The organism is Gordonia shandongensis DSM 45094 (assembly GCF_000423025.1).
GTDB classification, from domain to species: domain Bacteria; phylum Actinomycetota; class Actinomycetes; order Mycobacteriales; family Mycobacteriaceae; genus Gordonia; species Gordonia shandongensis.
Genome location: NZ_AUHE01000017.1, coordinates 22,710 through 35,117 on the forward strand (window position 1 = coordinate 22,710; position 12,408 = coordinate 35,117).

Below are 12,408 nucleotides of genomic sequence, written 5' to 3' on the forward strand. Positions count from 1 at the left end.
CGCCCCACGTCGGCGGCTTCGAGGGCGGCCGAGGCTCCCGAAGCGGTGAATGCGGAGGATGTGGCGGCACCGTTGGAGGCGCGGCGCAGCGCCTCCCACGTCGGTGGGCGTCCGCGTCGTCGGTCGGCCGACCAGGGGGCCTCGCGTGATGACGGTCATCGCGGGGCCGGGTCGGCGGCCGGCTACGAGTCCGCCGATCTCCCGGCGCCGCGGTGGCGGTTGATCCGTGTCGGCCGCGGCCGCGGGATCAGCGTCACGACGATCGGTGCGTCGGTGGCGATCGTGATCTTCTTGATGCTGACGTTGGCGGTGCCGGTGCGCACGTACATCGCGCAGCGCAACGAGTTCTCGGAGCTTCAGCAGTCGAACGCCGAGCTTCGCGATGAGGCGCAGGAGTACCGGAACAAGCTGGCGCAGCAGAACGACCCGGCGTACATCGAGAAGGAGGCTCGCGCCCGGCTCGGGTACGTCAGGGAGGGGGAGAAGCCCGTCGTGGTGATCGACCCGAGCCGTGACGCGCAGGAGCGGGCCGAGCGGGCGGAGCGTAAACGCAACGAGACGCCCTGGTACGAGCAGTTGATGGACGCGGTGTCGACACCGCCCAACGAGTAGGAGTCACGCCCGGTGAGCATCGCCGACGACGATCTGCAGGTAGTGGCGCGACAGCTCGGACGTGAACCGCGAGGGGTTCTCGAGATCAGCTACCGCACGCCCGACGGGGCGCCGGCGGTCGTGAAGACCGCACCGCGTCTCCCGGACGGGACGCCTTTTCCGACGCTGTACTACCTCACCGATCCGCGGTTGACGGGCGCGTGCAGTCGCCTGGAGTCCGGGGGTGTGATGCGTGCGATGACGGCGCGGCTGGCCGACGATGTCGCGTTGGCTGCCGCCTATCGCGGCGCGTACGAGAGTTATCTGGCGGAGCGCGACGCGATCGAGTCGCTGGGCACGGATTTCGCGGGCGGCGGCATGCCCGACCGGGTGAAGTGCCTGCATGTGCTGGTGGCGCATTCGCTGGCGAAGGGGCCGGGGGTGAATCCGCTGGGGGATGAGGCCGTCGCATTGCTGGCCGATGAGGAGGGTTTCCGCGGCGTCGCCGTGCCAGCCGACTGGCCGCCGGCTGCGTCGTCCGCCGGGGAGTCGCCGACGGCTGGGGGCTCGCGGTGACTCGGGTGGCCGCGGTCGACTGCGGCACGAACTCGATTCGTCTGCTCATCGCCGATCTGGACGATTCCGGAACGCTGGTGGATGTGGATCGGGACATGGTGGTGGTCCGTTTGGGCCAGGGCGTCGATGCGACTGGACGGTTCGCCGACGAGGCGATCGAGCGGACGCGTGAGGCGTTGGCGGCCTATGTGGAGCGGATGTTGGCCGCCGATGTGGAGCGGGTGCGGATGGTCGCGACGTCGGCGACGCGCGATGCGAGTAATCGGGACGTGTTCTTCGCGATGACGGCCGAGCTTCTCGGTCGGGTGGAGTCGGGTGCGGTCGCCGAGGTCATCACCGGGGACGAGGAGGCGCGCCTGTCGTTTCGGGGTGCGGTCCGCGGTCTGGATGCCGCGGACGGACCGTTCGTGGTCACCGATCTCGGCGGCGGGAGCACCGAGGTGGTCGTGGGTGACGCCGACGGTGTGACGGGTGCGTACTCGGCGGACATCGGCTGTGTGCGGCTCACCGAGCGGGCGCTGGCCTCCGATCCGCCGACGCTCGACGAGGTGGATCGCGCGGTCGAGGTCGCCCGGGATGAGCTGGGGAGGGCTTTCGCCGCGGTGGACGTCTCTGCGGCGCGGACGTGGGTGGGTGTCGCGGGCACGCTGACGACGTTCGCGGCGCTTCATCTGGGCTTGGACTCGTATGATCCGGCGAGGATCCACCATGCCCGCATCCCGCTCGCCGACTTGCACGTCCTCTGCGGTCGCATCGTCGGGATGTCCCGCGAGGAGCGGTTGGGTCTCGGGCCGATGCACCCGGGGCGCGCGGATGTGATCGGCGGCGGCGCGCTGGTGACGCGCGAACTGGCTCGACACTTCGCGGACCGCGCAGCGATCACCGCGATGGTGGTCTCCGAGCACGACATCCTCGACGGGATCGCCCTGAGCCTGCGTTGACGGTCAGCGCCAGACGGTGGGGCCGTTGCTCACCGCCGGAAGTCGGCGCACGAGAGCGCGTCGGTCGCATCCCGGAGAAAGTCGCGGACGACGGTGCGGTCGGCATCGGTGAGTCTGGATTCGACGAGTGAGATGCGATCGAAGGCCGACTGAAAGAATTGTTCGCCCATCTCGCGAGCGGACTCGGTGACGGTGATGAGAATTCGCCGCCGATCATCCGCATCGGGGCCTCGGTGCACGAGGTCACGTGCGACGAGTCGGTCGACGAGTGTCGTGGTGGATGCCGAATTGATATTCAGGTGCCGACTGAGGTGGCCCGGGGTAGCGGCGATGCCGCTGCGTTCACAGTCGAGTAGCGCGATGAGTGCTCGCAAGTCGGTCGATCCGAGATCATGTCGGTCGGCGAACCTTTCCGCAGCAAGGCCTCCGCTGGACACGAGATTCCGTATCAGGTGAATCGTCGTCTGATCGGGAGGCGCCATACCGGAACACCATACAGCAGAACCTCGACTTGCTAGTATCTCGATAAACGAGAGAAGTGGTTTCGGTGGATACTTTTGCTGACCTGTACGAGAAGAGTTTGGCGGCGTGGCCATTGCAGGCCGAACGTCGGATGGTTCCGACTCGCTTCGGCCGGACTCGTGTGAATGCCGTTGGCCGAACCGACGGTCCACCGATCGTGCTCTTGTCGGGAGCCGGAGCGACGTCGACCGTGTGGGGGTCGATGGCGCATGCATTGGCTGAGGTGGGCTGGCGTGTGTACGCGGTCGATGTCTTGGGCGATGCGGGCATGAGTGTCCCGTCGGACGAGGATTTTAGAACCGCTGAACACTTGGCGCGCTGGTTCTGGGAGGTCGTCGACGGACTGGGAGTGGAGAAGGTTGCGATCGTTGGTCACTCATACGGTGCGATAGTGGGGACTGCGGTTGCGAGCCGTGCGCCGGCGAGAGTGTCAAGGTTGATCCTGGTAGATCCCAACTCCATCTTCGCTCGGATGAGTATTCGGTACGTGCTGCGAGCGTTTCCGGGCATCGTGATCCCCGGAGGTGGCCGACGCCGCAGACTCGTCGAGTGGGAGGCCGCCGAACTGGAACTCGATGACGAGTGGATCCGACTGACGGATCTTGCGGCAACGGAGTTCAGCATCCGGAACTTGATCGTCCCGAAGGTGGGGTCTGAAACCCTCGCTGGACTCGAAAGCGGCCCGCGAATCGGTATCATCCTGGCGGCACGTAGTCGAGTGCATCGGTCGCACCTCATCGGTCGACGGGTCGCGGCGCAGTACCCACAGTGGAACGTCCGAATCCTGCCCGGTGCCTCACACCACAGTCTTCCTGCGGTGCCCTCGAAACGGTTGAATCACGCTGTTCTGGGATTGCTGGGGAGCTGACGCTCGAGCCGTTGCTCACCGCCGGAAGTCGGCGCACGTTTCGCAGACGTCGGCGGGGATCACCCCGGCGCGCTGCAGGAGGCCGAAGGCCACACAGCCGAGGCACAGTCCGAACGCGAACTCCAGGAAGGCCGCGGCGATCAGCGCGCCGACCACGATCTGTGCCGCGAGGCCGTACCCGGAGAGACTGAGCGCGACCGCGGTCGCCGAGAACGCCAGCCCGATCGTCTGGGCGAAACGCTTCGGCGGACCCGGAACCGTCTTCGTCTTGCGCCACAGTCGGGGCACGATGACGTGCACGGCGAGCCGGCCGAACGGGGAGTACCGCGGGCCCGCCGGCCACGCGGAGTGCGAAGCCGATGGCGAGCAGCCCGTACAGCCACGGCGAATCGACGGCGACGGCCGCGGCGGCCAGGGCGATCACGAGTCCGGCGGTGGAACGCGCCGCGTAATCGTTCACGGGGTCGGGGAAGTCGAGCAGGCCCCGATGCCACGATGCGGGCCCGTCGACGGCGACCGGCGAATCGATGCGGGTGAAGACGGCGGGGTCGGTCACGGTGCGCTCCTTGCTGTGCAGACACCTCAGTTGTGCAGACACCTCACCGTACGAGCGCGTGCACGACCAGCCCAGGTTTTCTCTCACGCTGAACGAAAGGCTCGCGCTGAGATCAGTCCAGATAACGGGCGGCGACGACATAGTGCAGCCAGCGGTCGAGATCCGTCCTGATCTCAGCGGCATTGCGGCGTGTCGGGGATCCGGGAGCCCGCCGCGAACGTCTCAGTGACGGAAGGGTGCGACACATGAGGCGTCGACGGGGGATGGGCGATGACCGACATCGGGGGCCGGGATCCGGGGATCTACACACGGGCCCAACTGCTGGCTCGCGGCTATGACGATCCGGCGATGCGGCGGGCAGTCGAGGTCGGCGCGCTGGAACGGCTGCGATCCGGATGGTTCGCCGCGCCGGGACGGGACGACCGTGCGGCCGCAGCCGTTCGCGACGGTGGCGTCCTCACGTGCGTGGACGCCCTGCGCTTCCACGGTCTCTGGGTGCCGCCGGGACACCGGGACCTTCACCTGCGCCGAAGCAGCAACATGTCCGGCCGTCTGCCGGCGTGCCGGCCGCGGGTCGGAGTGCGTCGCAGCGCGCGAACGGCGGTCGATCCGGTGCCGACCGCTCTGGCGTATGCGACGCGGTGCCTGCCCGTCGACGAGTGGGTGGCGGTGTGCGACTCGTACCTCAACACCACCGGGCTCACCCGAGCCGATCTGTCCGATCAGCTGGCCGGGACCGGGGCGACGGTCGGCCGGTGGATCGCGAAGGTCGACGGCCGGGCGCAGTCGGGGACCGAGAGCGTCACCCGGGTGCGTCTCCGGTCGGCGGGGTTCTCGGTGGTGGTTCAACCCCGCATCCCGGGAGTCGGTCGCGCCGACCTGCGGATCGGCACCCTGATCATCGAGTGCGACAGTCGGCGGCACCACGCGACCGCCGACGGCTATCGCACGGACCGGCGGCGGGATCGCCGCGCCCTGGTGGACGGATGGTCGACGCTTCGGCTCACCTACGAGGACGTCTTCTACGCCTGGCCCGACGTCCTCGCCGACGTGCGGGCGCTGACCGCCGGCGGTCGACACCGGTCGCGCGGGGGTCGGGTGCCGGTCGACGGCGGGACGTGATCGCCGACACCCCCGATGTTGCCATTGACAATTGTAACAGTCGGTGGTGGCATGAAGCGTGTGATGCGATCCGAAGAACGACGAGCACGACCGGTGCCCCGACGAGCCTCGCCCCGGACGCGGGCCGCTGCGGCGGTGACGCGTGTCGGACTCGGCTCGGTGACCGAACGCATCGGCACCGGACGCCGGGGTGTGCGGGCGTCTCGACGGATGATCGCCGCGCTGATGGCGGCCGGTGGGCGCATGCCGCGCGGAACCACGGTGACGCCGGTGCGCGACGGGGCCGTGATCGGCGAGTGGGTGTGCGCACCCGGCGTCGATCGGTCCGGCCCGCAGGCCGTGTACTTCCTGCACGGCAGCGGATACGTCCTGTGCTCGCCGGCGACGCACCGCAGCTTCGTCGCCCGCCTGTCGCAGGTCACCGGACTGCCCTGCTTCGTCGTCGACTACCGGCTGGCGCCGGAGAACCGATTCCCGGCGGCGTCCGACGACGTGGTCGCCGGGTGGCGGTGGCTCATCGACTCCGGGTACGCGCCGTCTGACCTGGTGGTCGCGGGCGATTCCGCGGGCGGTCACCTGACGGCGGCGCTCGTGCTGAACCTGGCCGCCGACGGTGAGCCCGGGCCGGCGGCCGCGGTGATGTTCTCGCCCGTGGTCGACGTGACCTTCGGTCTCGCAGCCCGGCAGGAGCGGCGGCGGCGCGATCCGCTGATCACCGCGGCGGCCGCGCGCGAACTGTTGGATCTCTACACCCGCGACGCCGCCCCGGACGACCGCTGGATCGAACTCGACTATCGCGGTGCGGCCGCCGCCCCGCCGATGCTCATCCAGGCAGGCGGCGCGGAGATGCTGTCGGCGGACGCCCGGCATCTCGCCACCCGGGTGGTCGCCGCCGGCGGCCGCGCCGACCTCGAGATCTGGCCCGGCCAGATGCACGTCTTCCAAGCGCTGCCGCGGCTCGGACCGGAGGCGGACGCCGCCCTGCTGCGTGTGCGCGACTTCCTCCGGAAGACCACGTCGACCCCACGACTGCAAGGAGACATTCGATGATGGGACTGGACCGACTGCTGGTGAACCTGGTCCGCGACCGGCGGAGTCACGACGCCGACGCGGTGGTGACCGGGGCGGGCAGCGGCATCGGCCGCGCGTTCGCCCTCGAGTTGGCGCGTCGCGGCGGACGGGTGCTGTGCGCCGACATCGACGCCGACCGCGCGGCGCACACGGCGGCGCGGATCGTCGGGGCGGGCGGCATCGCGCAATCGCATCGCTGCGACGTCGCCGATCGCCGCCAGGTCGAAGACCTGGCACGGGCCGCGGAGCGGATGTTCGACGGGCCGCCGACCCTCGTGATCAACAACGCGGGCGTCGGCATCGGCGGCCGCACCGTCGGCGACGTCGGTGTCGACGACTGGAATTGGGCGTTGGGCATCAACCTGTGGGGCGTGGTCCACGGGTGCGAGGTCTTCACCCCCCTCGTCCGCCGTGCGCGGCGCGGCGGGATCATCAACGTGGCGTCGGCGGCCGGGTTCGCCGCGGCCCCGTCGATGGGGCCGTACAACGTGTCCAAGGCGGGGGTCGTGTCGCTGTCGGAGACTCTTGCGGCCGAGGTGGCCGGCTCCGGTTCGGCGGTCACGGTCCTGTGTCCGACGTTCGTGAAGACCAACGTCGCCCGCGACGGTCGGATCACGGCGGCGGGCCGCGGACTGGCGAGCACGCTGATGGCGTGGACGGGGGTCTCCCCGGAGTCGGTGGCGGCGCAGACGCTCGACGCCAACGACCTCGGCCGCCTGTATGTGGTGCCGCAGTTGGACGCGACCGTGATCTGGCATCTCAAACGCCACGCTCCGGCGCTCTACACCCGCGGCGCCGGCGTCCTCGCCCGCTTTCTCCCGACCGACGACCCCGACGGCGCCGACGAGGCGGCGACCCCGTCGACCACCGTTTCCGCTCACCGCTGAGCACCAGACACCGCGAAAGGATCCCGTCATGGCCATGGATTTGGAACGGATGCTCCAGATGATCAAGGACCGCCAGTGGGCGCTCGTCGACATCGACTGGGATGCACCCGGCGCTGAACTGATCGAGCCCGAACTGCATGCGAAGCTCAAGCCCTTCCTCTCGGATCTGATGTGGATCGAGAACGTCGGTGCTCGTGGTTTCGCGGCGATGGCGAAGAAGGCGCCGAATCCGACGTTGAAGACGATCTACGAGTACTTCCACGCCGAGGAGCAGAAGCACGCGAACGCCGAGCTCGCATTGATGCGCCGGTGGGGCATGCTCGACGGTGACGAGATCCCGTCGCCGAACGTCAACGTCCAGCTGGTCATCAACTGGCTCGACAAGTACTCCGACGACATGTCGCTGTCGATGCTCGGGACGGTGATCCCGATGCTGGAGGTGGCACTCGACGGTGCGTTGATCAAGTTCATCACCGACGAGGTCAAGGACCCGGTGGCGCAGGAGGTGTTCAAGAAGATCAACTCCGACGAGTCGCGGCATCTGGCCGTCGACTACGAGGTGATGGACCTGCTCGGGCAGGCGAAGGTGCGCAAGCTGATCACCGAGTTCGTCGGCGCCTGGGCCAGCCCGTCGTTGATGATGGGCGTCCTGTCGTACATTCCGCTGCTGAACAAGATGCGCGACAACATCGTCGCGATGGGCGTCGACGAGGAGAAGCTGTACGGCGCGATGCGCAAGTACCAGGCGGTCGGGGAGCGCAGTGCGTTCGCGCGGCGACTGCCGATGTTCCAGTTGGTGTCGCTGCACGGTCGGCTGGTCGTCAACCGCGACTTCGTCCCGTATCACGCTGTGGCCGACGGGCTGGTGAAGCTGACCGGGAAGATTCCGTTCGGTCTGGTGCACCGCACTCCGACGTGGTCGCAGGAACTGACCTACGAGCCGGCGGCGTGAGGGGGACGGCGTGACGATCTCGGTAGCGATCATCGGCGCGGGCTTCGCGGGCATCGGCGCCGCGATCCGCCTGCGGCAGCGGGGTGTGGACGACGTGGTCCTGTTCGAGCGGGGCACCCGCGTCGGCGGCACCTGGCGTGACAACACCTACCCGGGCGCGGCGTGCGACATCCCGTCGCGCCTCTACTCGTACAGCTTCGCGCAGAACCCCGACTGGAGTCACACGTACTCGTCGAGCGGTGAGATCCTCGAGTACATCGACCGGATGGTCGAGGACTTCGGGGTCGCCGAGCAGATCCGGTTCGGGCACGAGGTGACGGGGGTCGAGTACGACGCGGACACCGGGGAGTGGACCATCCGGTTCGCCGGTCGACGCCGAGCGGTGCGCGCGCGGTCGGTGATCGTGGCGTCCGGGCCGCTCGCCAACCCGTCGCTCCCCGACATCCGAGGCATCGACGACTACGAGGGGCGGGTCATCCACAGTGCACGGTGGGATCACGACTACGACTTCGCCGGGAAGCGCGTCGCGGTGGTCGGCACCGGTGCGAGCGCCGTCCAGATCGTTCCGGAGCTGGTGAAGACCGCGGAGGCGGTGAAGGTGTTCCAGCGGACGCCGGGCTGGGTGCTGCCGCGCGTCAACCGGTCGACGAGCGGTCTGGCCAAGCGGGTGTTCCGGGCGGTCCCGGGGGCGCAGGAGCTGGCGCGCAGCGCGTGGTTCTGGGCGCACGAGTCGGTGGCGCTCGGCGTCGTCTGGAACACGCCCCTGACGCGTGTCGTCGAGTCGGTGAGCGCACTGCACCTGCGCCTGCAGGTCGACGATCCGTGGATGCGTCGACAGTTGAGTCCCGATTTCGCGGCGGGCTGCAAACGGCTGCTCATGACCAGCGACTACTACCCGGCGTTGCAGGCCGACAACTGCACGCTGGTGACGTGGCCGATCGCTCGGATCGCGCCGCGCGGCATCCGGACGGTCGAGGGCATCGAGCACCGGTTCGACGCCATCGTGTTCGCGACCGGGTTCGAGGTCGGAAAGCAGGGGACGCCGTACCCGATCACCGGTCTCGACGGTCGCGACCTGGGCACCGAGTGGAGTGACGGCGCGTTCGCGTACCGGAGCGTCGCGGTGTCGGGGTACCCGAACCTGTTCTTCACGTTCGGCCCGAACTCCGGGCCGGGCCACAACTCGGCGCTGGTGTACATGGAGGCGCAGATCGACTTCATCAGCGATGTGATCGCGCAGCGTGAGCGGGCCGGGTGGAAGGCGCTCGACGTCCGCGCGGATGCGCAGGAGCGGTACAACCGGGATCTGCAGCGCCGGTTGGGGTCCACGACGTGGAACTCCGGATGCCGGAGCTGGTATCTCACCGACGACGGCTTCAACGCGACGATGTTCCCGGGATTCGCCACGCAATACGTGAATCAGCTGCGCCGCGTGGACCTGCAGGACTTCCGGATCCTGGTACACGACCGGGAGCCGGCCGTCGCCGTGTCACGATAGGCGACATGGCCGAGTACCGGATCGACGACCTGGCGCGTGAGTCGGGGACGACGACGCGCAACATCCGCGGTTACCAGGAGCGCGGGCTGATTCCGAAGCCGCTGCGTCGCGGTCGGGTCGCGATCTACACCGAGCGGCATCTGGCGAAGCTCCGGGCGATCAACAAGCTGTTGGGCAACGGTTTCACGCTGTCGCACAGCGCGACGTTCCTGACCGATCCGCGCGCTCGGATCGGCGAGGCGCTCGACCTCTCGGAGGTGTTGGGCGAGCAGTGGTCCAAGGGGCACGGGACCCAGGTGACGCGCGCCGACCTGGAGGCGATGCTCGGTCCGCTGGACGAGGCGACGCTGGCCGCCCTGGTCGACGCCGACATCGTGCGGCCGACCGGACGGGCGGGGGTGTATGCGACGGCCGACGACGCCATCGTGGCCAACCTGGGGCGGCTCGTGGACCGCGGGATGCCGCTGGCGCGGCTGATCGAGGTCCACGCGGAGTTCGCCGATCGTCTCGGCGGCGCGGTCCGCGTCCTGATGCAGGCGGCGCATGAGGAGATCATCCGCCGCCGCGGGGCGGGCTGGGAGCCGACGTCGAAGAAGGACGTCGCGTGGGTCACCGATCTGCTCGTCACCATGCGAACGGTGGGGACCGAGAACGCCTACAACGCGCTCGATCGGGCGTTGGACGCGGGCCGCGTCGATCAGCTCAAGGTGCACGAGGAGGCGGTCGCCGACGCCCGCACGGCGCGGCCCGGTGCGGCGGAGGCTAATCCCGCGGGGTCGCGGTGATGATCTCCAGGACCTGTTCGCCGTACTTCTCGAGTTTGCTGCGGCCGATCCCGCTGACGGCCAGCAGACCGTCGGAGTCGGTCGGCTTCATGCGGGCGAGCTCTTCGAGGGTGCGGTTCCCGAGGACGGTGTAGGCGGGCAGCCCGGCCTCGCGGGCGACGGCGGCACGCCACCGGCGCAGGGTCTCGAACAGTTCGAGGTCGTCGTCGGCGAGGTCGACGGCGGCACGGCGGGCGGGGGCCCGGCGTGCGGCCGGGGCGGTGACGTCCTCGCGGAGGGTCACCGTCACGTCGCCGCGGAGGATCGGTCCGGCCTGTTCGCTCATCCGCAGGACGCCGTAGTCGCCGTGCGGGACGAGGGTGCCGGCGGCGACCAGCTGACGGACCACCGAGCGCCAGCCGTTCGCATCGAGTTCGGTGCCGATCCCGTACGTCGACAGGCGATCGTGACCGAGCTGCGTGATGCGGGCGTTCTCGGCGCCGCACAGGATGTCGATGAGATGTCCGGCGCCGTACTCCTGGCCGAACTCGCGGCGCAGGCGCCACACCGTCGACAGCAGTTTCTGCGCGGCGACGGTCCCGTCCCATGTCGGGGGAGGCTGCAGGCAGGTGTCGCAGTTCCCGCAGGGCTCGATGTGTTCGTCGAAGTATCCCAGGAGCTGTCGGCGGCGGCAGGTGTGCGTCTCGCAGAGCGCGAGCATCGCGTCGAGGAGGCGTGTCTGCACCAGGCGGTGCGCCTCGTCGCCGTCGGATCGGCTGATGAGGCGGCGCTGGTTGACGACGTCGGCCAGACCGTAGGCCATCCACGCGATGGACGGCAGACCGTCGCGTCCGGCGCGCCCGGTCTCCTGGTAGTAGCCTTCGATGCTCTTCGGCAGGTCGATGTGCGCGACGAACCGGACGTCGGGTTTGTCGATGCCCATGCCGAAGGCGATCGTCGCGACGACGACGACGCCGTCCTCGCGGAGGAAGCGGTGCAGGGTGTCGTCGCGGACCTGCCGGTCGAGGCCGGCGTGATAGGGCATCGCGTCGATGCCGTTGGCGGCGAGGAAGGCGGCGGTCTTCTCGACGGTCGCCCGGCTCAGGGCGTAGACGATTCCGGTCGAGGGCTGCCCGTCGGGGCTGCCCTCCGTGCGGATGAACTCCAGCAGTTGGCGCGTGATCTGCGCCTTGGGTTCGATCCGGTAGGTGATGTTGGGGCGGTCGAAGCTCGACACGAAGTGCTCGGCCCGTTCGAGGTGCAGGCGCGCGGTGATCTCCTCGTGGGTGCGTCGCGTCGCGGTGGCGGTCAGCGCGATCCGCGGGACGTCGGGCCACAGTTCGGCGAGGTCGCCGAGGGCGAGGTAGTCGGGTCGGAAGTCGTGTCCCCACTGGGAGACGCAGTGTGCCTCGTCGATCGCGATCAGGGACAGTCGGCCGCGGGAGAGGAACTCGCGGGTGCCGCGTGCGCTGAGACGTTCGGGTGCGATGTAGAGCAGATCGAGATCACCGTCGAGGTAGGTCCGCTCCACCTCCGCGCGCTCGTCGGGCAGTTGTGTGGAGTTCAGGAATGCGGCGCGGACGCCGAGTTGACGCAGTGCCCCCACCTGGTCGGCCATCAGCGCGATGAGCGGGGAGACGACGACCGCGCAGCCGTCGCGGACGAGGGCGGGGATCTGGTAGCAGAGACTCTTGCCGCCGCCGGTGGACATGAGCACGACGGCGTCGCCGCCGCCGATCACATGGGAGACGATCCGTTCCTGGTCGCCACGGAACTCGTCGTAGCCGAAGACGTCGCGGAGAACCCGGTGATGCTCGGACACCGCGCGATCAGGCGTCGTCGGGCTCGTCGGACGCCTTGCGGGCGGCCCGTGCGGCGTCGCGCATCTCGAAGCCGTCGGTCACCAGGTCGCCGATCTCGCGGGCGACGTCGGCGACGGCGCCGGTGATGATCGACGAGATGTTCCCGACGCGGTGTGCGGCGTTCTCCACGACGTCCTGGATCAGATCTTTGTTGCGCTCGGCGCGGCCGACCACGATGGCTCCGTTCTCCGCTGGGTG

The 12,408-nt window shown here is 69.1% G+C and carries 13 protein-coding genes and 1 pseudogene; 10 read left to right on the forward strand and 4 right to left on the reverse strand.

What is annotated here, in order from left to right; translation table 11 throughout:
- Nucleotides 1-60: 60 nt before the first annotated feature.
- From G528_RS18480 to G528_RS0112915, 3 genes are read left to right on the forward strand one after another with little or no spacing between them, the layout of a single operon-like run.
- On the forward strand, nucleotides 61-612 hold the full coding sequence (locus G528_RS18480; protein ID WP_245569767.1) for an FtsB family cell division protein: 552 nt from the start codon (nucleotides 61-63) through the stop codon (nucleotides 610-612).
- Nucleotides 613-624: 12 nt separating this feature from the next.
- The gene (locus tag G528_RS0112910; RefSeq protein WP_026919337.1) at nucleotides 625-1,167 is read left to right on the forward strand and encodes a DUF501 domain-containing protein; all 543 of its coding nucleotides are present in this window, start codon (nucleotides 625-627) and stop codon (nucleotides 1,165-1,167) included.
- A complete protein-coding gene (locus G528_RS0112915; RefSeq protein WP_026919338.1) occupies nucleotides 1,164-2,108 on the forward strand; it encodes a Ppx/GppA phosphatase family protein in 945 nt (314 codons plus the stop codon). Before G528_RS0112910 ends, G528_RS0112915 begins: the two co-directional genes overlap by 4 nt.
- 29 nt (nucleotides 2,109-2,137) lie before the next feature.
- On the opposite strand, the gene G528_RS0112920 is transcribed toward G528_RS0112915, so the two are convergent.
- A complete protein-coding gene (locus tag G528_RS0112920; RefSeq protein WP_026919339.1) occupies nucleotides 2,138-2,590 on the reverse strand; it encodes a MarR family winged helix-turn-helix transcriptional regulator in 453 nt (150 codons plus the stop codon).
- Nucleotides 2,591-2,721: 131 nt separating this feature from the next.
- On the opposite strand from G528_RS0112920, the gene G528_RS0112925 reads away from it, so the two are divergent.
- Complete coding sequence (locus G528_RS0112925; RefSeq protein ID WP_281170364.1) at nucleotides 2,722-3,498, forward strand: alpha/beta fold hydrolase; 777 nt, start codon at nucleotides 2,722-2,724, stop codon at nucleotides 3,496-3,498.
- 15 nt (nucleotides 3,499-3,513) lie between these two features.
- On the opposite strand, the pseudogene G528_RS17500 reads toward G528_RS0112925, so the two are convergent.
- Nucleotides 3,514-4,027: pseudogene (locus G528_RS17500) on the reverse strand (DUF4395 domain-containing protein).
- A 297-nt stretch (nucleotides 4,028-4,324) separates the two neighbouring features.
- Here G528_RS17500 and G528_RS0112935 point away from each other — a divergent pair.
- From G528_RS0112935 to G528_RS0112960, 6 genes are all read left to right on the forward strand, one after another.
- Nucleotides 4,325-5,176: a type IV toxin-antitoxin system AbiEi family antitoxin domain-containing protein gene (locus G528_RS0112935; RefSeq protein ID WP_026919341.1), complete on the forward strand. Its 852-nt coding sequence runs from the start codon at nucleotides 4,325-4,327 to the stop codon at nucleotides 5,174-5,176.
- Between the two features lie 135 nt (nucleotides 5,177-5,311).
- On the forward strand, nucleotides 5,312-6,226 hold the full coding sequence (locus G528_RS17505) for an alpha/beta hydrolase (protein ID WP_245569769.1): 915 nt from the start codon (nucleotides 5,312-5,314) through the stop codon (nucleotides 6,224-6,226).
- Complete coding sequence (locus G528_RS0112945; protein WP_026919342.1) at nucleotides 6,223-7,134, forward strand: SDR family NAD(P)-dependent oxidoreductase; 912 nt, start codon at nucleotides 6,223-6,225, stop codon at nucleotides 7,132-7,134. Before G528_RS17505 ends, G528_RS0112945 begins: the two co-directional genes overlap by 4 nt.
- A gap of 28 nt (nucleotides 7,135-7,162) precedes the next feature.
- Nucleotides 7,163-8,086, forward strand: a complete 924-nt coding sequence (locus G528_RS0112950; RefSeq protein WP_026919343.1) for a reductase — start codon at nucleotides 7,163-7,165, stop codon at nucleotides 8,084-8,086.
- A gap of 10 nt (nucleotides 8,087-8,096) precedes the next feature.
- Nucleotides 8,097-9,584 carry a flavin-containing monooxygenase gene (locus G528_RS0112955; RefSeq protein ID WP_026919344.1) on the forward strand — a complete coding sequence of 496 codons (1,488 nt, stop codon included), beginning with the start codon at nucleotides 8,097-8,099 and terminating at the stop codon, nucleotides 9,582-9,584.
- A 5-nt stretch (nucleotides 9,585-9,589) separates the two neighbouring features.
- Nucleotides 9,590-10,369, forward strand: coding sequence for a MerR family transcriptional regulator (locus tag G528_RS0112960; protein ID WP_026919345.1), 780 nt, complete (start codon nucleotides 9,590-9,592; stop codon nucleotides 10,367-10,369).
- Here G528_RS0112960 and recQ read toward each other — a convergent pair.
- Nucleotides 10,347-12,170 (reverse strand): DNA helicase RecQ, encoded by a 1,824-nt coding sequence (recQ, locus tag G528_RS17510; protein WP_035720018.1) that lies wholly within the window; start codon nucleotides 12,168-12,170, stop codon nucleotides 10,347-10,349. The genes G528_RS0112960 and recQ overlap by 23 nt on opposite strands.
- Nucleotides 12,171-12,177: 7 nt before the next feature.
- Entirely contained in the window at nucleotides 12,178-12,384 is a 207-nt protein-coding gene (locus G528_RS0112970; RefSeq protein WP_026919346.1) for a hypothetical protein, read from the reverse strand.
- Between the last annotated feature and the right edge of the window lie 24 nt (nucleotides 12,385-12,408).

What these genes read in the sequence shown, in the direction of transcription:
- G528_RS0112960 (WP_026919345.1), top strand. Translation starts at nt 9,590, where the DNA reads ATGGCCGAGTACCGGATCGACGACCTGGCGCGTGAGTCGGGGACGACG.
- G528_RS0112950 (WP_026919343.1), top strand. Translation starts at nt 7,163, where the DNA reads ATGGCCATGGATTTGGAACGGATGCTCCAGATGATCAAGGACCGCCAG.
- G528_RS0112935 (WP_026919341.1), top strand. Translation starts at nt 4,325, where the DNA reads ATGACCGACATCGGGGGCCGGGATCCGGGGATCTACACACGGGCCCAA.
- G528_RS0112945 (WP_026919342.1), top strand. Translation starts at nt 6,223, where the DNA reads ATGATGGGACTGGACCGACTGCTGGTGAACCTGGTCCGCGACCGGCGG.
- G528_RS0112920 (WP_026919339.1), bottom strand. Translation starts at nt 2,590, where the DNA reads ATGGCGCCTCCCGATCAGACGACGATTCACCTGATACGGAATCTCGTG.
- G528_RS0112925 (WP_281170364.1), top strand. Translation starts at nt 2,722, where the DNA reads ATGGTTCCGACTCGCTTCGGCCGGACTCGTGTGAATGCCGTTGGCCGA.